General features: G+C 71.5%; 15 protein-coding genes. 7 read left to right on the top strand and 8 right to left on the bottom strand.

Annotated elements, in window-relative coordinates:
- Nucleotides 1-12: 12 nt before the first annotated feature.
- The 3 genes from OG867_RS29835 to OG867_RS29825 form a co-directional block, all read right to left on the bottom strand.
- Nucleotides 13-1437: an extracellular solute-binding protein gene (locus OG867_RS29835; RefSeq protein WP_328898850.1), complete on the bottom strand. Its 1425-nt coding sequence runs from the start codon at nt 1435-1437 to the stop codon at nt 13-15.
- Nucleotides 1438-1651: 214 nt separating this feature from the next.
- Nucleotides 1652-5926 (bottom strand): discoidin domain-containing protein, encoded by a 4275-nt coding sequence (locus tag OG867_RS29830; protein ID WP_406290071.1) that lies wholly within the window; start codon nt 5924-5926, stop codon nt 1652-1654.
- A 397-nt stretch (nt 5927-6323) separates the two neighbouring features.
- On the bottom strand, nt 6324-6803 hold the full coding sequence (locus tag OG867_RS29825; RefSeq protein ID WP_406290069.1) for a GNAT family N-acetyltransferase: 480 nt from the start codon (nt 6801-6803) through the stop codon (nt 6324-6326).
- Between the two features lie 156 nt (nt 6804-6959).
- On the opposite strand from OG867_RS29825, the gene OG867_RS29820 reads away from it, so the two are divergent.
- Nucleotides 6960-7694 (top strand): 4'-phosphopantetheinyl transferase superfamily protein, encoded by a 735-nt coding sequence (locus tag OG867_RS29820; RefSeq protein WP_328898855.1) that lies wholly within the window; start codon nt 6960-6962, stop codon nt 7692-7694.
- A gap of 46 nt (nt 7695-7740) precedes the next feature.
- On the top strand, nt 7741-9381 hold the full coding sequence (gene pgm / locus OG867_RS29815) for a phosphoglucomutase (alpha-D-glucose-1,6-bisphosphate-dependent) (protein WP_328898856.1): 1641 nt from the start codon (nt 7741-7743) through the stop codon (nt 9379-9381).
- Nucleotides 9382-9426: 45 nt separating this feature from the next.
- Here the strand turns inward: pgm and OG867_RS29810 are convergent, their stop codons facing one another.
- A complete protein-coding gene (locus OG867_RS29810) occupies nt 9427-11316 on the bottom strand; it encodes a rhamnogalacturonan lyase (protein WP_406290066.1) in 1890 nt (629 codons plus the stop codon).
- Between the two features lie 196 nt (nt 11317-11512).
- Here OG867_RS29810 and OG867_RS29805 point away from each other — a divergent pair, with 196 nt between their 5' ends.
- Nucleotides 11513-13585 carry a SpoIIE family protein phosphatase gene (locus OG867_RS29805; RefSeq protein WP_406290064.1) on the top strand — a complete coding sequence of 691 codons (2073 nt, stop codon included), beginning with the start codon at nt 11513-11515 and terminating at the stop codon, nt 13583-13585.
- Nucleotides 13586-13686: 101 nt separating this feature from the next.
- Here OG867_RS29805 and OG867_RS29800 read toward each other — a convergent pair whose 3' ends face one another.
- Together OG867_RS29800 and OG867_RS29795 are read right to left on the bottom strand one after the other, a co-directional pair.
- Nucleotides 13687-14166, bottom strand: a complete 480-nt coding sequence (locus OG867_RS29800) for a lamin tail domain-containing protein (protein ID WP_161208101.1) — start codon at nt 14164-14166, stop codon at nt 13687-13689.
- 393 nt (nt 14167-14559) lie between these two features.
- On the bottom strand, nt 14560-14859 hold the full coding sequence (locus tag OG867_RS29795) for a DUF1876 domain-containing protein (RefSeq protein WP_406290061.1): 300 nt from the start codon (nt 14857-14859) through the stop codon (nt 14560-14562).
- A gap of 166 nt (nt 14860-15025) precedes the next feature.
- Here OG867_RS29795 and OG867_RS29790 point away from each other — a divergent pair, with 166 nt between their 5' ends.
- Nucleotides 15026-15859 carry a PP2C family protein-serine/threonine phosphatase gene (locus OG867_RS29790; RefSeq protein ID WP_328898861.1) on the top strand — a complete coding sequence of 278 codons (834 nt, stop codon included), beginning with the start codon at nt 15026-15028 and terminating at the stop codon, nt 15857-15859.
- Between the two features lie 66 nt (nt 15860-15925).
- Nucleotides 15926-16921 carry an MASE1 domain-containing protein gene (locus tag OG867_RS29785; RefSeq protein ID WP_328898862.1) on the top strand — a complete coding sequence of 332 codons (996 nt, stop codon included), beginning with the start codon at nt 15926-15928 and terminating at the stop codon, nt 16919-16921.
- Between the two features lie 9 nt (nt 16922-16930).
- Here the strand turns inward: OG867_RS29785 and OG867_RS29780 are convergent, their stop codons facing one another.
- On the bottom strand, nt 16931-18193 hold the full coding sequence (locus OG867_RS29780) for a D-arabinono-1,4-lactone oxidase (RefSeq protein ID WP_406290058.1): 1263 nt from the start codon (nt 18191-18193) through the stop codon (nt 16931-16933).
- A 466-nt stretch (nt 18194-18659) separates the two neighbouring features.
- On the opposite strand from OG867_RS29780, the gene OG867_RS29775 reads away from it, so the two are divergent.
- Nucleotides 18660-20114, top strand: coding sequence for a sugar transferase (locus OG867_RS29775; RefSeq protein WP_328898864.1), 1455 nt, complete (start codon nt 18660-18662; stop codon nt 20112-20114).
- 87 nt (nt 20115-20201) lie between these two features.
- Here OG867_RS29775 and OG867_RS29770 read toward each other — a convergent pair whose 3' ends face one another.
- Nucleotides 20202-21179, bottom strand: a complete 978-nt coding sequence (locus OG867_RS29770; RefSeq protein WP_406290056.1) for a GDP-L-fucose synthase family protein — start codon at nt 21177-21179, stop codon at nt 20202-20204.
- A 112-nt stretch (nt 21180-21291) separates the two neighbouring features.
- On the opposite strand from OG867_RS29770, the gene gmd reads away from it, so the two are divergent.
- Complete coding sequence (gene gmd, locus OG867_RS29765; RefSeq protein WP_328898866.1) at nt 21292-22305, top strand: GDP-mannose 4,6-dehydratase; 1014 nt, start codon at nt 21292-21294, stop codon at nt 22303-22305.
- The last annotated feature ends 67 nt before the right edge of the window (nt 22306-22372 follow it).

Here is a 22372-nt window from a genome sequence, read left to right as displayed (position 1 = left end):
CCCGCGCGTCCGTTACTGGTTCGCCAGAACCTGGTTGACCTGCTGCTCGGCGGTGGAGAGCAGCTTGTCGATGTCGGCGTTCTTGTTGGTCAGAACACCGGACATGGCGTTGTCGAGGATCTTGTAGATCTCCTGCGCCTTCGCCGGCTCGGCCTTGCCGGGGACGGGGTTGTCCATGAACGCCTTGAAGTTCTCGACGGGCATCGTCGCGTTCTGGGCGCGTGCGGCGTCGTCCGTGGTCTTGCTCCCATCGAGGAAGAAGTTCGGCTGCGGCAGGCCCACGGGGAGCTTGTCGGCCTTGGTGCGGGCCCAGTCGAACTGGCCCTTGCCGGGGGTGAGGTTCTTGAAGTTCAGCCAGGCGATGGCGGCCTTGATCTGGTCGGGCGAGCTGCCCTTCTTGATCAGGTAGTTGTTGCCGCCGAAGAGCGTGCCCTTGCCGCCGGGGATGGGGCCGAGGCCGAAGGTCTCGTACTGGGCGCCGAGCTGCTGCACCATGTACGGGATGTCGTCGGGGGCGGCGAGGTACATGCCCAGCTTGTCGTTGGCGATCTGCTTCTGGAGTTCGCCCCACTTGAGCAGCTGGGTCTTGCCCATGCTGTCGTCCTCCCAGCGCATGTCGTGCAGCTGCTGGAGGACCTGCTTGCCGGTCTCGTTGTTGAAGGCGGCCTTCTTGCCGGAGGCGTCGACCACCTCTCCGCCGAGGCCGAACTGCGTCGCGGCGAAGTGCCAGCCGCCGTTGTTGCCGGCGCTGTACTCGCCGTAGCCGGAGATGCCCTTGCCGAGGCCCGCGATCTTCTTGGCGGCGGCGCGCACCTCGTCCCAGGTGGCGGGCGGGGTGTTCGGGTCGAGACCGGCCTGCTTGAACAGCTTCCGGTTGATCATCAGGCCCATGGTGTAGTTGCTGGTCGGCAGGCCGTAGAGCTTGCCGTCCTTGCGGGCCACGTCGACCACCTGCGGCTGGATGTCCTTCAGCGCGGGCACGGTCTTGTCGGTGACGTACGCGGAGATGTCCTCGGCCCCGTTGTTGTCCAGGACCTGCTGGAGGTCGCTGAAGTAGGCGTAGAAGACGTCGGGCTGCGACTTCCCCTTCAGCATGGCGGTGAAGCGGGGCGGCTCGTTGCACTGGCCCGGGGTGGACTTACCGTTGATCGTGACGTTCGGGTACTTCTGGTTGAACGTCTTGATGTCCTCCTTCCACTCCCGCAGCTCCGCGGCCTTGGCGGCCGGCGGCATGCAGTCGATGGAGATCGTCACCTTGGTCTTCGGGTCCAGCGGAGCCGAAGGGTCGGACGAACCCTTGGACGAACTGCTCGAGTCGTCGTCCTTGCTGCTGCTCGTGCCGCAGGACGCGAGCGAGGTCAGGGCAAGTGCGGTGACAACGGCAACCGCGGAGGCACGGCTGATACGGCGTGTGCGGCGCAACCCAGCACTTCTCATCGATGGTCCCCTTCGGGCATGAGCGTGGATGGCCCTCGGCCGACTGACTGCCGGGGCGAGGCACACTCAACCAGCGTCGACATGTGAACGCAATATCTCGCGCAGTTTTCGTAAAAGTTTGACAGCGATCGGTACACCGCATGCGGAAATCGGCGTGAGCGCAGCACGGGGCGCCGCCCGGCGGACCGGACGGCGCCCCTGTGTGCGGTGGTTGCTACGGGTTGATGTTGATCTTCATGGTGGACGTCGTGTTCTTCACGTCCTGGGCGTTGTCGCTGAACCTGAGCCCGTTGAAGGTGACCTCACCGACGGCGGGTCCCTGGCCGGCCTCGGGCATCTCGTTGGCCCACAGTCCGAAGCCGGACTTGGCGTCGAAGGCGTCCCCGCTCTTGTGGGCGCCGGAGATGGAGATGTCGGTCAGGATGGTGTCCTTGATGGGGAACTGCGGCTGGCCTCCCACGTAGTTGGTCTGGAACATGATGCCGCTGTACGTCGGGTCGACGATGTCGACGTGATTGATCCGGATGCCCTGGAAGACCTTGGAGGCGGAGAACAGCCAGATACCGGGGAAGGTCTGCGTGCCCCAGAAATGGCCGCCGGAGCGGACCACGGAGACGTTCTCGACCGTCGTCGGGCCGGTCCCGAAGCCGTTCATCGGGTAGCCGAAGTCGAGCGAGCTGACGGTGATCCCCGAGTACACCAGGGTGTCCGCGATGCGGATGTTCCGGAAGGTGTTGTCGTAGCCGCCGTAGACGGCCACACCGGCCGCGCGCCAGGTCAGGAGCGAGGTGAGGTTCTCGTAGACGTTGTTCTTCATGTCCGCGCCGCCGGAGTCGATCGCCGAGAACAGCGCGAAGCTGTCGTCGCCGGTGGCCCGCGACTCGTTGTTGACGACGCGGTTGTCCGTCGAGCCGTTGGTCATGTTGACGCCGTCGGCGAACGTGTCGCGGATACGGGAGTTCTTGATGGTGATGTTGTCGGTGTTGGCGCCCCAGTAGAGGCACACCGTGTGCTCGTTCCAGATGTTGTCGATGACCATGTCCGACACGTTGGAGAAGTCGAACACCTTGCCCGGTCCGTCGATGCGCGAGGTGTAGTTCCCGAAGTACGCGAAGTTCGCGAACGTCGAGCCCTTGGCGCTCGCCTCGGCCCGGAAGCCGATGTCGGTGTTGTCCTGGGTCGAGGGCGCGTGGAACCTGGTGTACCAGGGCCCCGCACCGATCACCTTGACGGCCTTGCCGTAGACCTGGAACTTGCTGGCGGTCTGGTAGTCGCCCGCGGGCAGGTAGACGCCCACCAGCTTGCCCGTGGTGTCCATGCGCACCTTGTCCAGGGCGTTCTGGACGTCCTGGTGGGTGAAGCCGGCCGGAACGGCGTAGGCGGCCGGGTCCGGGTTGGCGATCTGGGTGGCCTGCTCCAGGCTGACGAAGTCGATCGCGTAGGTGCTGCTGTTCGCCGCGTCCTTCTGGAGCCGGATCCTGCTGCCCGCCGGGACGGTCTTGCCCAGCATCACGTTGGCCTCGTCGTAGATGTGCCGGGGTGAACCGGAGCCCGGGGAGTTGCCGGGGCCGGTCTCGGCGCCGTACAGCCAGGCGTACTTGGAGGTCAGGTCGATCGTCTTGAGGAAGGCGCCGTCCACGTAGACGCTGAGCGTGGAGTCGATGCCGCCGCCGCCCGCGGAGTCCGGGATGGAGTAGCGGGTCACCAGGGTGTTGGTGCTGGCCCGGGTGGTGAATTCGACGTAGTTGCCGGTGCTGTTCAGCGTGACCGCCTTGCGGCCCGACGCCTCGCCCGCGACGTCGCCGACGGTCCTGTTCGGCCCGACGACCTTCGCGCCGCCGCCGGTGACGCCGTCCTCCGCCTCGTAGGTGTCGTACGGCATGTTGGCGCCGCGCCCGACGAAGAAGGAGCTGCTGACGGTGTTGTTCTCGCGCTTGACCGGCAGCTCCGCGGCGTCGTCCGCGACGACCGTCCTCACGGTGTACGAGCCGTTGGCCGCCGTCCAGGAGCCCAGGTTCACCGGAGCGCTGGTGGCGCCCGCGGCGATCGAGCCGTTGTAGCTGCCGGTGAGGGTCTTCACCGTGACGCCCTTGGCGTCGAGCAGGGTCACGGTGACGGCGTGACCGCCCGAGGCCGAGGCGACCGTGCCCTGGTTCCGGATCGCGACGGAGAAGGTGACGTTGTCGCCCTGGGCCGGGGCGGACGGCGAGGTGGTGACGGCCGTGGGCACCAGGTCGGAGCTGGCGACCGGCTTCACGACCAGGCCGGAGGCGCTGGTGTAGGTGTTGTCGGTCTCGTTCTGCTCGATGATCTGGTTGTCCGGGTCGACGACCGCGCTCAGCGTGTACGTGCCCGCGTCGCGCGCGCCGATGTTCGCGCTGACCTGCGTGGAGGCCCCTGCGGCGAGCGCGCCCACGTTCGCCGTCGCGACCTTGGTGTCACCGAGCCGGAATGCGAGCTTGCCGGCCGGTGCGGCGACGGCGCCGGTGTTGCGCACCGTCGCGGTGAGCGTGACCGGGTCCGACTCGACGGGCGCGGCCGGGCTCGCGGTGATGCCGCTGACCTGGAGGTTCGGGTTGGGGGCCGGGGCACCCAGCACCTGGAACTCCGCGACCTGCCCGGCGGGCGCGCCGGTGTTGGAGGTGAACTTCAACTGGACGTCGGCGACCCGGGCGTCGACCGGGATCGTCACCGTGTTGGCGCTGCCCGGGCTGAACGCGTAGTCCTTGGCGGCGACCAGGCTGGTGAAGGACGAGGCGCTCTGCTCGCGGCCGAGGACCTGAATGTTCTGGGTCCTGGCCCCCCAGCTGCTGTCCGGGTTGAGCTTCACGACGACGCTCTGGGTGTCGGCGTTGGCGCCCAGCTTCACCGTGAGGGTGTTGGGGTAGCTGCCGCCCGCGCCCTCCCAGTAGGTGGAGAGCTGGTTGTCGTTGGCGTTCTCCGCGACGAAGGTGTGCACCACGGAGGAGGCGGTGATGGGCTTGCCGACGGCGAGGTTGGAGGCCGCGCCGGTGGAGCCGTTGCGGGTGACGGTGTTGCTGTCGCCGGAGACGTTGCCCGCCGCGTCCTTGGCCCGTACGACGTACGACACGGTGGTGCCGGCGGACTGGGTGTCGGTGTAGGTGGTGACATCGCCGGCGACGGTCTTGCGCAGCACGTTGTTGGCGTAGATGTCGTACCCGGTGACGCCCTTGTTGTCGCTGGACGCCGTCCAGGTCAGCTTGATCTGCCCGGAGGAGGGTTCGGTGAAGCTGAGGTTCGCCGGTGCGGTGGGCGCCTGGGTGTCACCGGAGTCCCCCTTGCGGGTGACGGTGTTGCTGTTGCCCGAGACGTTGCCCGCGGCGTCCTTGGCCCGTACGTAGTACGAGACGGTGGAGCTTGCCGGGCGGGTGTCGGTGTACGTCGTGACGTCACCGCCGATGGTCAGCAGGGTGTTGTCGGCGTAGATGTCGTACCCGGTGACGGCGGTGTCGTCCGTCGAGGGCTTCCAGGTCAGCTTGATCTGCCCGGTGGCCGGTTCGGTGTACGCCAGCTGCGTCGGAGCGCTCGGTGCCTGGGTGTCTCCGGTCTCGGGGCCGTAGACCTCCAGCTCGGAGACCTGGGCGCCGGGCTGGACGCTGTTGGCGGTGACCAGGACGCGGACGTAGCGGGTGGTGGTGGCGTCGAAGGTGACCGTCGCCGACTCGGAGCCGGGGCTGAAGGTGTACGCCTTGGCCTGGGTCAGGTCCGTGAAGTCGGAGCCGTTGGCGCTGCCCTGGATCTTCAGCGTCTGGCTGCGGGTCTCCCAGCCGTCGGGCAGCCGCAGCACCACGCGGTCGACGCGCACCGAGGAGCCCAGGTCGGCCTGGAGCCACTGCGGGAACTCGTTGTTGCGGCTCTCCCAGTAGCTGGCCCGGTTGCCGTCGTTGGCGTTGGCCGCGATGTACGTCTGGGTGTTGCTGCTCGCCGTGAGCGGGCGCCCGGTGGCGAGGTTCACCGAGGACTCCGCGGCCGCCCGGACCTCCAGTTCGGCGAGCTGGCCGTTGTCGGACGCGGTGTTCGCGGTGATGTCGGCCCGGACGAAGCGCGTCCGGGTGGCCGGGAAGCTGATGGTGACCTTGTTGGAGCCGCCCGGTGCGAAGGAGTAGGAGGCCGAGGTCTTCAGCGTGGTGAAGCTGGTGCCGTCGACGCTGCCCTGGAGGGAGAGCGTCTGGCGGCGGGCCGACCAGTCGGCGGGGAGCTTCAGGGTGACCTGGTCGATGCGGGTGACCTCGCCCAGGTCGCTCTGGACCCACTGGGGCAGGGACTTGCCCGCCCCTTCCCAGTAGGTGGACTGCTGTCCGTCGGCGATGTTCCCGGCGGACTTCCCGCTGCTCGCGGCGGCGCGCTGGCCGGCGGCGATATTCGGGCCGCCGGCGGCCGAGGCGTTCAGCGCCGGCCAGGCGACCATCATCAGGCTGGTGGAGACGGTCGCGGAAAGAATCCGCCATCTCCAGCGTCGCGTTCTCATCTGTCCCCGATCTGCTGCCTCGGCGCAGGGGGCCGAGGCGCGGCTCAGTCTGCGACCCCGCCGGTACATGAATTTCTGCACCGACGAGATGACCTTTTGCGTTTTGCGGTCAGAGAGTTGCAGAGAATTGACGCGGAGTCCACCACTCCGGCAGAAGTCAGTGACCCGGAAGACCCGGCCCACAGGAACCAACTAGCCTGACAAGAGGGGCATTTGGCGACAGGTCAACCAGGACGGCCGGACGCCTTCCGGTGTGCAAGGAATTTGCGTCGCTATGCAAGCCGCTGAAAGGTGCCAGTTCGGAGGGGGTTCACCGCGGGGCGCCCGGGCACGACGGAGGGCGGGGTCCGCCGCGGACCCCGCCCTCTCTCGTCTCCCGTTCCCCAGCCTGGGTGGTTCACCCGCCGGGCGCCCACCGGTACCGCACGTCCGGCTCGTTCTCCTCGTTGCGGCTCCCGTCGTCGAAGGCGACCGCGGTGAAGCCGTGTCGCTCGTAGAAGGACCGGGCCGCGGTGTTGCGCTGGAAGGTGTACAGGGTGAGCCCTCCGGGGCTGGCCTTCTTGGCCGCCGCCAGCAGGAGCGAGCCGATGCCCCGGCGGCGCAGACCGGGGTCGAGGTAGAGCTGCTCCAGCTCGGAGCCGTCCAGCGAGAGGAAGCCGGCGATCCGTACGTCCCCGCCCTCGTGGATCTCGGCCACCCGGACATCGGTGCCGGGCAGCACCACATGGGTCAGCCAGGCCAGCGTCGCCTCGTCGCCGTGCACCCGCGCCAGATACGGCATGGCGGCGGCGCGGGAGGCGAGGAGGAGCCGGGTGAGGGGCCCGGCGTCGTCCGCCCGGGCCTCCCGGAGCACGGCGGGGTGGCTGTCCAACGGCATACGGGGGCTCCTGTCCGAGTGGCCGCCGCCCTGGGCGCGAGGCGCACGGTGATCGAACATACGTCGGACGCGTTCCGGATCTCCATAGGATAAGAGCGCCCTGCCCCGCCGGTGCCCGCCCGAGGCGCCCGACCCCGCCGAGGAAACGACGTAACGGTGTACCAGCCCCATGTGTTCACGCTGACCGAGGACGGCTACCGGGGGCCCGCGCCCTCCTGGAGCGCCGGCGCCCCCTCCCTGTGGCTGGTGGACACGGAGCGCGCGGCCGAGGCCGCCCGGCTGCTGGCACCGAAGATCCTCGACGCCTCGGAGCTCGCCCGGGTGGCGAGGCTGGCCTTCCCCGCGGACCGGGCGTGCTACACCGCCGCCCACCTGGCGCTGCGTCTGCTGCTCGGCGCCCGCCAGGGCGTCGCCCCGGAGGCCGTACGGCTGACGCGGGAGCGCTGCCCCTCCTGCGACGGCCCGCACGGCCGGCCCGCGACCGGTGGCGGCACGCACTTCTCGCTCTCCCACACCCGGGGCGTCGCACTGCTGGCGTTCTCGGGCGCCCCGGTCGGGGTGGACGTCGAGCGGGTCCCGGAGGAGCGGGTGGTCACGGAGGTCACCGGGCAGCTGCACCCGGCCGAGGCGGCCGAGCTGGCCGCGCTGCCGCAGGAGGAACGGCCCGCCGCCTTCGCCCGGGTGTGGACCCGCAAGGAGGCGTACCTCAAGGGTGAGGGCACCGGCCTGGCGGGCGGACTGCACCGCGAGCACGTCGGCACCGGCCCGCGCCCGGTCGGCCCGCCGGGCTGGGCCGTCACCGATGTCGCCGTCCCCGCCGGGTACGCGGCGGCGGTGGCCGTACAAGCGGCGGGGCGGGCGCCCGCCGAGGGCCACGACCGGCGAAAATGACGGCACGGGCACATCGCACCGACCGACCGATACGGAGGAGTGGCAGATGCCGCACGCACGAGCCGGACAGCAGGCGCGCCCCGAGGATCTGACCGATGTGGCACGGCTGGTGACGGCGTACTACGCGCTGCACCCCGATCCGGCCGAGCCCGGCCAGCGGGTGGCGTTCGGCACCTCCGGGCACCGCGGTTCGTCGACGGCCACCGCGTTCAACGAGGACCACATCGCGGCGACGAGCCAGGCCATCAGCGAGTACCGGGCCCAGCAGGGCACCGACGGGCCGCTGTTCCTGGGGGCGGACACCCACGCCCTGTCGGAGCCGGCCCGGGTCACCGCCCTTGAGGTGTTCGCCGCCAACGACGTGCGCGTCCTCATCGACACCGAGGACGGGTACACCCCGACGCCCGCGGTCTCGCACGCCATCCTCACGTACAACCGCGGCCGCGCCTCCGGCCTCGCGGACGGCGTCGTGGTCACCCCGTCGCACAACCCGCCGGGCGACGGCGGGTTCAAGTACAACCCGCCGAACGGCGGTCCGGCGGGGTCGGACGCGACCGGCTGGATCCAGGACCGGGCCAACGAGATCATCACCAACGGGCTCAAGGACGTCCGCCGGGTGCCGTACACGCGGGCGCTCGCCGCCGCCACGACCGGCAGGTACGACTTCCTCGGCACCTATGTGGCGGATCTGCCGTCCGTCCTGGACCTGGACGCGGTGCGCGAGGCCGGTGTCCGGATCGGCGCCGACCCGCTGGGCGGCGCTTCGGTCGCGTACTGGGGGCGGATCGCCGAGCAGCACCGGCTGGACCTCACCGTGGTCAACCCGCTGACCGATCCCACCTGGCGGTTCATGACGCTGGACTGGGACGGGAAGATCCGGATGGACTGCTCGTCGCCGCACGCGATGGCCTCGCTGATCGGCCGGCGCGACCGCTACCAGATCGCCACCGGCAACGACGCCGACGCCGACCGGCACGGCATCGTCACCCCGGACGCCGGGCTGATGAACCCGAACCACTACCTCGCCGTGGCCATCAACTACCTGTACGCGCACCGGGAGAACTGGCCGTCCGGGGTGGGCGTCGGCAAGACCCTGGTGTCCTCCGGAATGATCGACCGGGTCGCCGCCGACCTCGGCCGGGAGCTGGTCGAGGTGCCGGTCGGCTTCAAGTGGTTCGTGGACGGGCTGTCCGACGGCTCGCTGGGCTTCGGCGGCGAGGAGTCGGCCGGGGCGTCGTTCCTGCGCCGGGACGGCTCGGTGTGGACGACCGACAAGGACGGCATCCTGCTCGCCCTGCTGGCCTCCGAGATCCAGGCCGTCACCGGCGAGTCCCCGTCCCAGCACTACGCCGCGCTGACCGCCCGCTTCGGCGAGCCCGCCTACGCGCGGATCGACGCCCCCGCCGACCGCGAGCAGAAGGCGGTGCTGGCACGCCTCTCCCCCGGGCAGGTCGGCGCGGACACCCTCGCCGGTGAGCCGGTGACCGCCGTGCTGACCACGGCACCGGGCAACGGGGCCGCGATCGGCGGGATCAAGGTGACCACGGAGAACGCCTGGTTCGCCGCCCGGCCCTCGGGCACCGAGGACGTCTACAAGGTCTACGCGGAATCCTTCCGGGGCGCCGAACACCTGGCCCAGGTGCAGGAGGAGGCCAAGGCCGTGGTCTCGGCGGCGCTGGACGCCTGACCCGGCGGGGCCCGCCCTCCCGGTACCGGGAGGGCGGGCCTCAGCTCACGGGGTCCACACCGTGGGCCTCGGGGCGGCCGCCATGCCGTCGCCGAGGAAGAAGCCGGGGTGCGGGGGCTGGTTGTATGCGGTGTTCTGCCAGGCCAGTCCGGTGCGGTAGGTGGTGTCGTGGAGCAGTGTGGTGATCCTGGTGGTGGTCTCGTACGGCGTGGAGTAGATCCGTAGCGCGGTGTTGTTCGTCGTCGCCCAGACCACCTCCTCGCGCCAGTCGCCGAGGAGGTCGCCGGAGAGGACCGGGGTGGCCTTGGTGCCGTTGTCGGCGTGGACGGAGGCGCCGGTCAGCAGGCGGGTGTCGCCGGAGGTGCCGTACTTGTCGATGTGGGTGCCGTCCAGCAGTTCCCGGGTGGTGTCACCGTCCCACCAGGCCAGGAAGTTGGTGCTGGAGGGCTTGCGGCTCGCGACCACCGTGCCGTGCGGGTCGCGGATCCCGGAGGCGGCGGACGACCAGGACTCGGCGCCGGGGCTGCCCGCCCAGATGTCGTCGCTGACACCGCGTCCGTTGTCGCCCCCGGCGGGCGTCGACCAGATGATCTGGCCCGTCTTCGCGTCGGCCATCCAGGACGAGGGCTTCGAGCCGTCCTCGTCCACCTTGAACTCCTCCAGGCCCGGGCGCGCCGGGTCCAGGTCGCCGACGTGCAGGGCGTCGCCGTGGCCGTTCCTCGTCGTCCACAGGGAGCTGCCGTTGTCGTCCACGGCCATGGCGCCGTAGACGATCTCGTCCCGGCCGTCACCGTCGACGTCGGCCACCGACAGCTGGTGGTTGCCCTGGCCGTCGTAGCCCCGGCCGGTGTTGGTCGAGCTGTTGGTGTCGAAGGTCCAGCGCCGGGTGAAGGCCCCGCCGCGCCAGTCCCAGGCGGCGATCACCGTACGCGTGTAGTAGCCGCGCGCCATGATCAGCGAGGGCCTGCCGCCGTCCAGGTAGGCGGTGCCGGCGAGGAAGCGGTCGACGCGGTTGCCGTAGCCGTCGCCCCAGGAGGAGACGGTGCCCCGTGCCGGGACGTAGTCGACGGTGCCCATGGCGGCGCCGGTCAGGCCGTTGAACATGGTGAGGTATTCGGGGCCGGACAGGACGTAGCCGGAGGAGTTGCGGTGGTCGGCCGATGCGCTGCCGATCACGGTGCCCCGGCCGTCGACGCTGCCGTCGGCGGTCTTCATCGCCACCTCGGCCCGGCCGTCGCCGTCGTAGTCGTACACCTGGAACTGCGTGTAGTGCGCGCCGGAGCGGATGTTGCGGCCCAGGTCGATCCGCCACAGCCGGGTGCCGTCGAGCCGGATGCCGTCCACGACGGTGTTGCCGGTGTAGCCGGACTGGGAGTTGTCCTTGGCGTTGGTGGGCTGCCACTTCAGTACGAAGTCGAGCGCGCCGTCGCCGTCGAGGTCGCCGACGGAGGCGTCGTTGGCCTCGTAGGTGTAGGCGACGCCGTCGGGGGTGGTGCCGCCCGGGGGCGGGCTGATGGGCACGTCCTTGTAGCCGGCGCGGAACTGGACCGCGTGCACGGAGTCGGCCTGTTCGACGCCGTCGACCACCGCGCGCACGGTGTAGTCGGCGGAGTTCGGGGCGCCTGAGTGGAAGTAGTTGGTGGAGCCGGTGACGGGCGAGGCGTTGACCCTCGTACCGGCGCGGTAGACGTTGAAGGCGACGGAGTCGGGGTCGGTGGCGAGCCAGCGCCAGCTGACGAGGTTGCCGGAGTCGGTGTGCACGCTGACGACGCCCCGGTCCAGCGCCTCCACCTGGCGTGCGGTCGCGGCGTGCGAGGTATGGCCGGTGACGACCAGTCCGGCAACGGCGAGGATTCCGGCGGTGACGGCGCCGAGCAGGGTGCGGGTCCGGGTGGTGCGGCGTCTGCGGGAGGTGCGGGCATGCGCGAGAGCCACGGTACGTGCCTTCCGGAGTGGGGGTGGGTGGGGTACTCCTCAGTGGCCGCCGGGCGCGGAAAGGTTGCCGCCTCGTGCGATCCCGTACGCCCTCACCCGTTCGGCGCCGCGCGGTGGCGGGCGTGGTCCGGGGGCGCGCAGGCTGTCCGGAGAGCTGCCGATCGCCAGGGGTGGCGGAGCCCGTTGGGGGTGCGACGTGTCGGACACCGGTACCACGGCCCCTGGTGCGGACCCGGGTGACGCGATGGCGGGGGCGCTGCTCGACACGCTGTTCAGCCAGTCCGCGGTCGGCCTGCACGTCCTGGACCTGGATCTCCGGGTGGTCCGCGTCAACGCCCTGACCGAGGTGGTGGACCCGGAGGAGATCGTCGGCCTGCACTTCACCGACGCCTACCTGCTGGACGACCCGGAGGAGGCGGAACACCTGCTGCGCCAGGTCCTGAAGACGGGCGCGCCGGTGGTCAACCACGCGGTGCGCGGGCGCATCGCCCTGGCCCCCGGCCCCGACCGCATGCTGAACGTCACCCTGCACCGCCTGGACGCCGGGGACGGCCGCCCGCTCGGTGTGCTGGCGGCCGTGGTCGATGTCAACGAACGGGAGAAGGCCCATGTCCGGGCCGATGTCCTGGCGGCGGTGCGCCGGGGCGCGGGCCACTCCCTCGATGTGGCGGCGACCTGCGAGGGCCTGGCGTCGGCGCTGGTGCCGCCGTTCGCCGACCTGGCCGTGGTCGAGGTGGTGGACGAGGTGCTGCGCGGGGCCGGTCCGCCGCTGAGCCCGCTGGGCCGGGACGTCCCGCTGCGGCGTGCGGCGGTACGGGGCACGGGGACGGCGTCGGACAACCTGGTCGGTGAGCTGCGCCGGCTGCCGGAGGCGACCCCCTTCGCCCTCGCCGTCACGGATCTGCGGCCCCGGCTGGTCCAGCTGGGCCCGGACACGCCCTGGCTGGACGCCGACCCGGCGACGCGCCGGATGATCGAGGCGACCGGGGCGCACTCGATGATCGTGGCACCGCTGAAGCTGCACGGCTCCGTCCTCGGCCTGATCAGCCTGTACCGGCACCAGGGCGATCCGTACAACGAGCGCGACCTCACCCTCGCGCTGAACGCCGCCGCGCACGCGGCGCTGAGCATCGAGAACGCGCTGCGCTTCGCCCGCGAGCACGTGATCGCCTCGACCGTCCAGCGCCGGCTGCTCCCCCAGCACGAGAACGACCGGGTCGCGATCGAGACCGCGCACGTCCTGCTGCCGGGGCGCAACAGCGGCTGCTGGTTCGACACGATCGGGCTCTCCGGCGCCCGGACGGCGCTCATCATCGGCAATGTCGCCGGACACGGGTTGCAGACGGCCATCACGATGGGGCAGCTGCGCACCGTCATCCACGCGCTGGCGGGGCTCGACCTGGAGCCCGACGAGGTGCTGGCCCGGCTCAACGACACGGCGGACCGGCTGGTCGAGGAGCGGCGGTCGCTGCCGCCCGGGGACTCGCTGCACCGCCAGCCGCTGACCGCGACCTGCCTGTACGCGGTCTACGACCCGTTCACACAGGTGTGCACGGTGGCCCGGGCCGGGCATCCCGCTCCGGTGGCCGTCGGGCCGGACGGGCGCCCGCTGGTGCTGGACGTGCCGGAGGGGCCGGCGCTCTTCTCGACGGACAGCGCGCCCTTCGCGACGGGTTCGGTGCGGCTGGAGGAGGGCAGTGTGCTGGCGTTCCTCACCGGTTCGCTGCTGCCCGAGGAGCGGTCGGTGGAGCGGGTGCGGGAGGCGCTGGCCTTCCCGGAGCGCCGGCTGCGGGACCTGTGCGACGCGATCGTGTACAACCTGCCGGCCGAGGCCGATCCGGACGGGGCCGCGCTGCTGCTCGCCCGGACGGGCGTGGTGCCGCCGGACCGGGTGGCGACCTGGGAGCTGGCCCACGACCGGACCACGCCGGCGGTCGCCCGCACCCTGGTCCGGGACCGGCTGGAGGGCTGGGAGCTCGGCGAGGACACCATCGAGGCGACCGAGCTGATCGTCAGCGAGCTGATCACGAACGCGGTCCGCTACGGGACGCCGCCCCTGCAGCTGCGGCTGCTGCTGGACCGCGCGCTGACCTGCGAGGTGCACGACACCAGCCCGGTGGCCCCGCATCTGCGGCATGCGCGGACGGTGGACGAGGGCGGGCGCGGGCTGTTCATCGTGTCGCAGCTCGCCAACCACTGGGGCACCCGCTACAGCACGAACGGCAAGGCGCTGTGGACGGAGCAGGAGTTCCGGGACGAGGACTCCTGACGGGCATACGGGTGCGGCGCACCCCGGCCGGGAGGGCCGGGGTGCGCCGCGAGGAGAGGCCACGGGCGGCGGCCCGGGTTCAGCGGGCCGCCGCCGGTGGGTCAGCGGCGGGGACCGTGGTGGCGGTGCCCCCAGGACTTGGAGTCGACCTTGTGGCCGTGCGCGTCGCGCAGGGTGGCCGTGTCGCTGTTGTCCCAGACGTAGCTGCGCCGGTCCTGGTAGACGTCGTGGCGGGTGTCGCGGCCGACGCCGGTGTGGACCCGCACCGAGGAGCGGCCGGGCAGGCGCAGGTCGAACTTGTACGTGCGGTGGCTCTCGTCGCTGAGCGTCCAGCCGCGCAGGTTCACCGTGTGCCGCCCGGTGTTGGTGACGGTGACCCACTCACCGTTCAGGCTCCGGTTGGAGCCGTTGTCGCGACCGGGGCTGTCGTACTGGATCTTGCCCAGGACGACGGTCGGGCGCGGGGCGTGGTGGCCCCGGCCGTGGTCACGGCCGTCGGCGACCGCCGGGAGAGCGGCGGCGGCGACCAGTGCGCCGGAAGCGAGGACGGCGGCGGTGATCCGCCGTGCGGAACGGGACATGAAGACCCCTCAGGTGCAGGCCCGGACCGGTGGGGTCCGGGCGGTTTGCCGTTCCCGGCGTCGTGCCGGGAGCCACACCTTGGACCTGCCGGCGGCCGTGCGGGAACCGCATCGGGGCCTGTTACGAAGTACGGACATTTCCGTCACACACGGGTGTAGTCGACATGGAGGGAAAGGTACGGGTACCTGTCAATTCCTGACCGCTGCAACCAGCCGTACGGCGCCGGGTTGACGGAGTCGACCGTGCGGGCGACACCGCCTGGCGCCCCACCGGCGGCCGCGCGCGCCGGGCCTGCGGGTTCGTAACAAACAGACCGCGAGCCCTGTTGAACGCCCGTTCCGTTACCGCCGGAACGGGCGTACGGCCGTTCCCACGAACATCGAGCGAGGCGCTCAGGCCGTGGCGTCCGACCAGGCGTAGGGCGGTGGCACCAGGCCGTCCGGCCGTCCGGCGCCGGCTTCGCCGATGGCGCGGTCGGCCACGCTCATCAGCTGCCCGGCGACGTCGTGCATGGCCCGGCTCGCCGCGACCTCGTCGCCGATCGTGGGGACGTCGGGATCCTGGGGGCTCAGCCGGGCGATCCCCTGGCCGGAGAGTCTCGCGGTGCCGGTGTCCAGCACCGCTTCCGCCTTGGTCGTCCCGCCCTCCTCGGAGAGCTCGACGCGCACCGTCCATTCCAGCGTGCGGTTCATCGCATACCTCCCGGCCCGCACCGGCCGGCGGGCGCGGGCCGACACACGGGTCCACTCCCAGCATCCACCCAACCGGCCGCCGCCGCCCGCCCGGCCTGCGCCCGGTCCCCCGCCGAAATAGGATGCAGGGGCCCGGCCCGTCACCCCCCGTCCCGCGGAGCGGCCCATGAACCGGCGTCGTCCTTCCCGGTCGGCCAGCTCCGACGAACTGCTCACCACCCTCCACGACCTCACTTCCCGGGCCCGTCGCGAGGTGGAGCTGCATCAGGCCCGGGTGGAGCTGGCCGAGGCGCTCCAGCGCGAGATGCTGCCCCCCGACCTGCCCTCGCCGCCGGGCCTGCGGACCGCCGCCCGGTACGCCCCCGCGCGCAGCGGTCTGGACATCGGCGGCGACTGGTACGACGGGTTCGAGCTCCCCGACGGGGCACTGGCGTTCGCCATCGGGGACGCCCAGGGGCACGACGTGGAGGCCGCCGCGTTCATGGGCCGGATCCGGATCGCGATGCGCGCCCTCGCGCTCACGGCCGAGGACCCGGGCGAGGTCATGAGCCGTACCAACGACCTGCTGCTCGCCGCCGACACCGGACTGCTCGCCACCTGCACCTTCGTACGTCTCGACCCGGCAACCCGGGAGCTGCGCAGCGCCCGGGCCGGTCATGTGGCCGCCGTCTGGGCCACCGCCGACGGCCGGGCCGGCACCACGGACGACGCGGGCGGGCTGCCGCTCGGGGTGCAGTCGGGCGAGGAGTACCCGGTCACCACGCGCTCGCTCAGCGGCGAGGGGACGTTCGTGCTGCTGACCGACGGGGTGGTCGAGGGTCCCTCGTACTCCCTGGACGAAGGACTGGACGAGGTGGTGCGGCTCGTACGCTCCCGGGCGACCGGGGACGCGGACGCGCTGGCCGACGCGATCATGGGGGCCGTGGAACACACGGGGCACCAGGACGACGCGGCGGTCCTCGTCCTGCGCCACGGGCGGCCCGCCGCCGAGGGCGGATGAGGCGGCCCGCGGCACCCGTGCGTGTCACACCGCGTCCGCCGCCGGGGCCGGTGTCTGATGTGAACCGTGATCCGCAGCGAGAAGGTCCGCCGGTGTGTGGTGGCGGTCCTGCCTGTCGTGGCCGTCGCCGCGGCCTACTACGGGGCGGCCCGCCTGGGGCTGCTGCGGCAGGTGACCGTCCACGGTGCGGTGGTCACGCCCCTGTGGCCACCGACCGGGATCGCGCTGGGCTGTCTGCTGTACCTGGGGGCGCGCGCGTGGCCCGGAATCGTGGTCGGCTCAGCGGTGGTCGTGACCACGGTCACCGGTACGGCACGCCCGGCCACCGCGGCCATCGTGGCGGGCAGCACGCTCGCACCCCTGTGCGCGTACTGGCTGATGCGCAGGGCCGGTTTCCGCAACGAGCTGGACCGGCTGCGCGACGGGATCATCCTGGTGTTCCTCGGCGGGATGGTCCCCATGACGATCAGCAGCACGACGGGAACGGGGATGCTCGTGGCGGACGGGAGGCTCCCGGTCCACGACTTCGGATCCGTCTGGGCCTCTTGGTGGGCGGGCGACGTCATGGGGGTGCTCATGGTCACCCCGGTCCTCCTGATCCTGCCCCGGGCGCGGCTGCCGCGGCTCACGGACCGCTGGGCGGAGGCCGGGGCACTGCTGGTCGTCTCGGTCGTCGGTGCGGTCATCGCCACCCAGAGCACCCTCTCGATGATGTACCTGGTCTTCCCGATCCTCATCTGGGCCGCCCTGCGCTTCCGGCTTCCGGGCAGTGCCCCGTGCGCCCTGCTGGTGTCCGTGCTGGCGATCGTGGCGGGAACGGACGGAGCCGGTCCGTTCGGCGGTCACACCATCGTGGAAGTGATGATCAGCCTCACGGTCCTGAACGGCGCCGTCGCCCTCACCGCTCTCCTGCTGGCCGCCATCGTCACCGAGCAGCAGAACATCCGGCACCGCATCGAGCACGCCTGCGAGGAGCTGGCCGAGGTGGTCGACCAGCTCGCCCCGGGCCGCTCGGCCGCCGCCTGGCCGTCCCGGGCCGAGGACGAACGCGGCAGCCGCTGAGCCCGCGGATCAGCGGCGGAAGTACCGGTCCAGGAACGCGTTGCGGAACGTGCCCTCCGGGTCGTAGCGGCGCATCAGCTCCTCGAAGTCCGCGTAACGCGGGTACAGCGTGCGCAGCACCTCGGGGTCCGTGGAGAAGACCTTGCCCCAGTGCGGGCGGGCGCCGAAGGGGGCCAGTGCCTCCTCGATCGCCGCGGCCACCGGCGCGACGGCCGCCGCGTCCGGGATCCAGGTGAAGTGGAAGGCCACCGAGTCCCTGCCGTGGGCGGGGCTCAGCCACAGGTCGTCGGCGGCGACGGTGCGGAGCTCGGAGATCTGGAGCACCGGGGCGATCCGGTCCCGCAGCCGGGCCAGGGCCTCGTAGGCGGCGACGGCGTCCGCGCGGGCCACGAAGTACTCCGACTGGAGCTCGTCGCCGTTGCTCGGGGTGAACTCCATCCGGAAGTGCGGCAGCCGCTCGTGCCAGGGGCCGGGCGCACCCTGCTGTGCGGTGCAGTTCCCGGCGGGCACCCCGGGGACCGGGTGCCGGGGGCCGTCGGCGAGCCGGGCGCCCAGCCAGTCGGCGGGCATCGCGGCCCGGGTGCCCTCGTCGCCCGCCCGCTGCTTCAGCCAGACCTGGCCGACCGGGCCGGGGCGCCAGTCGGTGAAGACGCTGACGCTGTACGCGGCGGACATCACCTCGTCGAAGCGTGCGGTCAGTGTCGCCTCCGGCAGGTCCTCGTACACCCACTGGCGCACCTCGAAGGCGGGCACGAGGCCGAGTTCCAGGGAGGTCACCACGCCGAGGGCGCCGAGGGAGACGACCGCGCCCGCGAAGTCCTGGTCGGTGCGCCGCAGGGTGCGCGTCCCTCCGTCGGCCGTCACCAGGGAGAGGGCGCGCACGGCGCCCGCCAGTGAGCGGTTCCCCACCCCCGAGCCATGGGTGCCGGTCGCGATGGCGCCGGCGGCCGAGATGTGCGGGAGCGAGCCCAGGTTGGCCAGGGCGAGACCGCGCGCGTGCAGCTCGGCGGCGAACTCGCCGAAGCGGAGTCCGGCGGTCAGCGAGACGGTCCGGCCCGGGACGTCGATGTCCACGACGCGCGGGAGCCCGGCGAGCGACACATGGTCGCCGGAGGTGTCCGCGACGGTGTTGAAGGAGTGCCGGGTGCCCAGGGGGCGGACCGCGCCGGAGGCGGCGACCGTCTCGCGCAGTTCGCGGACGGATCGCGGCACACACAGCCGCTTCGCGCCGAAGGTGATGTTGCCGGCCCAGTTCTTCTCCGCGGGGGTCACCGTACGTCCCTCTTCCACTCAGAGCCGGGCGCGTGCTCCCGGCACCGCATTCTCCCAGACCGCCCGGCGGCCGCCGGAGCCGAGCGGACCGAATACCACCCGCGCAACCACGTGAGCACGTACGGTAGTTGGCAGACCGAGGTACATATCCGCACACCAACCGTTTGGCGCATGTCACACATACCAACAGGTGCACACAGAACCAGAGATCCGGTACGGATCGGGACGAGTCCCGGAACACCCTGCCTGTCTGAACTTCACCGGAACCGCAGCGAAATGCCATGTGTGTGGATATCGTGCACCGAGCGAGGGCGCGTCCGTCAGTCCACTGGATCGGCGGATGCGCCCCGTTTGTGGCGATGCGACTGTGACTGGGGGGTTCATGGGGCATGTCGAGCTACCCGAATCCGATATACCGAGGCCCGTGGGACTGGCGGGAGCGCCACGTCCGCGGACCTCTTCAGGAATGCCGCGCGGCCAGGACATCGGCCGGCCGCGGCAGCTCCCGCACGTACCGTACGAACGCGGCGCCGGGGCGCCCGGCAGGCGCCCGGGCCTGCTGCCCCTGGTGGTGTGCGCCGAGTCCGCCGGGCTGGGGCTGCCCGCCTGGCTGGTGCTCCGCGCCGACGGGCAGCCCGAGGCCCTGGCCGGGGCGCTCGCGGCCGCCCTGGTGTGGTGCGGGGTCCGGGCCGCGCGGGGACGGTACGTCTTACGTCTGCCGGGCCGCCCGCCCGGGGCGCTGACCACGCCCGGGGACTGGTTACTGCTCATCGGTGTGCTGGCGGTGCTGTGGACCGTCCTCGACGCGCCGATCGATCCGGCGGCGGCCGTCGTCGCCCTGATGCCCGGGCTCCTGGCGGGGGCGGGTACCTCGGGGGCGCGCCGGCTGGCCTGGTCCGGGAAGTGCCGGACGGCGCGCCGGGTGCTGGTGGTCGGCGAGGCCGCGGGGGTGGACCGGGCGGTGCGGCTGCTCACCTCGCGGGAGGACCACGGCTATCGGGTCGTGGCCGCGCTGCCGGTGGGCGCGGCGGCGCTGAGCTGCGAGGTCCCGGTACCGGGGCGGCTCGCTCCGGCGCCCGCGGGGGACGACTCCTCGACGGTGCTGGGCGCGGCCTTCGCGCACGAGGCGGATCTGGCGCTGGTGGTCCCGGGGCCGGGGCTGGCCGAGGAGCGGTTGCGGCGGCTGACCTGGGGGCTGCACGACGGCGGTCTCGAGGTGTCGGTGCTCTCGCACCTCTCGGAGACCGCGGCGGACCGGATCCGGCCCTCGTCGGCGGCCGGGCTCACGCTGCTGCACATCGTGCCGCCGCTGCGCCGGGGGCTTCAGCCGGTCCTGAAGGCGGCGGTGGACCGGGCGGGCGCCGCCTGCGGGCTGGTCGCCCTGTCTCCGTTGCTGCTGCTGATCGCGGTGGCGGTCCGGCTCACGTCGGCGGGCCCGGTCTTTCACCGGCAGGTCCGTCAGGGGCAGCACAACCACCCGTTCGTCATGTGGAAGTTCCGCACGATGGTGGTGGACGCCGAGCGGCACAAGGCGCGGCTCGCCGAGGCCAACGAGAACGACGGCCCGATGTTCAAGATGCGCCGGGATCCCCGGGTGACCCGGCTCGGCCGTCTGCTGCGCCGCTCGTCGCTGGACGAACTGCCCCAGCTCATCAACGTACTCAAGGGTGACATGTCCCTGGTCGGTCCCCGGCCGCCGCTGCCGGACGAGGTGTCCCGGTACGACGAGCGGGAGTTGCGGAGGCTCACGGTGAAACCGGGGCTGACGGGACTGTGGCAGGTCAGCGGCCGGTCCGACCTCTCGTGGCAGGAGACGGTGTCCCTGGACCTCTGGTACGTCGACAACTGGTCGGTGGCCACGGACATGGGGCTCATGGCCCGGACGCTGCGTGCCGTCACCGACGGCCGCGGGGCGTACTGAGGGCGGGGGCGGATGAGCACCGGGGAAAGAGGCCGGGTGGTCCGCCCGTCGTGGACGGGACCGGGCCGCCCGGCCGGGCGGGGGCGGCTACGCGGCCTGCTGCCGGAGCCACCAGGAGTACGTCTCCGCGATGCCCTCCTTCAACGGGGTGCGCGGTGCGAAGCCGAGGGAGGTCAGCCGGGACACGTCCAGAAGCTTGCGCGGGGTGCCGTCGGGCTTGCCGGTGTCCCACCGGATCTCACCCTGATAAGCCGTCACCTCACCGACCATCGCGGCGAGTTCGCGGATGGTGAGGTCGTCGCCGCAGCCGACGTTGACCGGTGCGTCCTCGTCGTAGCGCTCCAGCAGGAGTACGCAGGCGGCGGCGAGGTCGTCCACGTGCAGGAACTCGCGCCGGGGGTTTCCGGACCCCCAGAGCGTGAGGGCCGGCGCGCCGGACTCGCGGGCCTCGTGGAAGCGGCGGATCAGGGCGGGCAGGACGTGCGAGGTCTCCAGGTCGAAGCTGTCGCCGGGGCCGTAGAGATTGGTCGGCATGGCGCTGATGTAGGAGGCGCCGTACTGGCGGCGGTAGGACTGCGTCTGCACGATGCCGGCGATCTTCGCCAGGGCGTACGCCTCGTTGGTGGGTTCCAGCACCCCGGTGAGCAGGGCGCTCTCGGGGATCGGCTGCGGGGCGTGCTTCGGGTAGATGCAGGACGAGCCGAGGAAGAGCAGCCGCCCGGTGCCTGCCGCGTGCGCGCCCGCGATCACGCTCAGCTGGATGCGCAGGTTGTCCTCGATGAACTGCACGGGATACGTGCTGTTGGCCATGATCCCGCCGACCCGGGCGGCGGCCAGCACCACGGCGTCCGGGCGTATGCCGCTCAGGAAGGCGGCGGTGCGCCCGGCGTCCCGGAGGTCGAGGAGGTCGCGGCCGCGGGTGATCACCTCGTGGCCGTCGGCGGTGAGGCGGCGGACCACCGCCGACCCGACCAGGCCCCGGTGGCCGGCGACGAACACGCGGGCACCGGGGCGCAGCAGGGAGGGGACTCGTTCCCGGGAAGGGCCGGGGAGATCAGTCGTCATGTTTTCGGATTGTGCCAGCAGCCGGGCGAAACAGTGATGTTTTGTCCCGGATCCCTCAGACCTTGACATTCCATGACCAACTGCCTTACGGGCGACCGCAGAAGGGGGAAACGTGGCGAAGACCGCGCTCATCACCGGGGTGACCGGACAGGACGGTTCGTACCTGTCGGAGCTGCTGCTCCAGAAGGGGTACACGGTCCACGGCCTGATCCGCCGCTCGTCCAGCTTCAACACGGAGCGGATCGACCACATCTACCAGGGCCCGGAGCAGGAGCACCGGTCCTTCGTGCTGCACCACGCGGATCTGGCCGACGGGGTCGCGCTGGTGAACCTGTTGCGGGACATCCGGCCCGACGAGGTGTACAACCTGGGCGCCCAGTCGCATGTGCGGGTCTCCTTCGACGCGCCGCTGTACACGGGGGATGTGACCGGTCTGGGCACGATCCGGCTCCTGGAGGCGGTACGGGCCAGTGGCATCGACACCCGGATCTACCAGGCGTCCTCCTCGGAGATGTTCGGCGCGAGCCCGCCCCCGCAGAACGAGCAGACGCCGTTCCACCCGCGTAGCCCGTACAGCGTCGCCAAGGTGTACTCGTACTGGGCGACGGTCAACTACCGTGAGGCGTACGGGATGTTCGCGGTGAACGGCATCCTGTTCAACCATGAGTCGCCCCGGCGCGGGGAGACCTTCGTGACCCGGAAGATCACCCGTGGTGTGGCCCGGATCAGGGCGGGCCTCCAGTCCCGGCTGCATCTGGGCAACCTGGACGCGGTGCGCGACTGGGGTTACGCCCCCGAGTACGTGGACGCGATGTGGCGCATGCTCCAGTGCGACGCCCCGGACGACTACGTGGTGGCCACCGGGGAGGGGGTCAGCGTCCGGCAGTTCCTGGAGTACGCCTTCGAGCACGCCGGCCTCGACTGGCGCGAGTACGTCCGCTACGACGCGAAGTACGAACGGCCCAGCGAGGTCGACGCGCTGATCGGGGACGCCTCGAAGGCCGGCCGGCTGCTGGGCTGGAAACCGGCCGTACGCGCCCGTGAGCTGGCCCGGATCATGGTCGACGCCGATGTGCGCCGGCTCTCCGACGAACTCGCGGGGGCCGCCGTGCGCGTGGACCGGTAACAGGCTCCGGCGCGCCCCCACCCCCACCGGTGACGCGGTGGGGCCGCACGCGCCGGTTCGGGCGGGG

The organism is Streptomyces sp. NBC_00209 (assembly GCF_045206345.1).
Taxonomy (GTDB): Bacteria; Actinomycetota; Actinomycetes; order Streptomycetales; family Streptomycetaceae; genus Streptomyces.
Note: the sequence above shows the minus strand (reverse complement) of the source record. Positions and strands in the feature narration are given on the sequence as shown.

Coding starts and splice junctions, on each gene's coding strand:
- OG867_RS29770 (WP_406290056.1), bottom strand. CDS start 21,179: ATGACGACTGATCTCCCCGGCCCTTCCCGGGAACGAGTCCCCTCCCTG.
- OG867_RS29775 (WP_328898864.1), top strand. CDS start 18,660: ATGCCGCGCGGCCAGGACATCGGCCGGCCGCGGCAGCTCCCGCACGTA.
- OG867_RS29830 (WP_406290071.1), bottom strand. CDS start 5,926: ATGAGAACGCGACGCTGGAGATGGCGGATTCTTTCCGCGACCGTCTCC.
- pgm (WP_328898856.1), top strand. CDS start 7,741: ATGCCGCACGCACGAGCCGGACAGCAGGCGCGCCCCGAGGATCTGACC.
- OG867_RS29790 (WP_328898861.1), top strand. CDS start 15,026: ATGAACCGGCGTCGTCCTTCCCGGTCGGCCAGCTCCGACGAACTGCTC.
- OG867_RS29835 (WP_328898850.1), bottom strand. CDS start 1,437: ATGAGAAGTGCTGGGTTGCGCCGCACACGCCGTATCAGCCGTGCCTCC.
- OG867_RS29800 (WP_161208101.1), bottom strand. CDS start 14,166: ATGTCCCGTTCCGCACGGCGGATCACCGCCGCCGTCCTCGCTTCCGGC.
- OG867_RS29795 (WP_406290061.1), bottom strand. CDS start 14,859: ATGAACCGCACGCTGGAATGGACGGTGCGCGTCGAGCTCTCCGAGGAG.
- OG867_RS29825 (WP_406290069.1), bottom strand. CDS start 6,803: ATGCCGTTGGACAGCCACCCCGCCGTGCTCCGGGAGGCCCGGGCGGAC.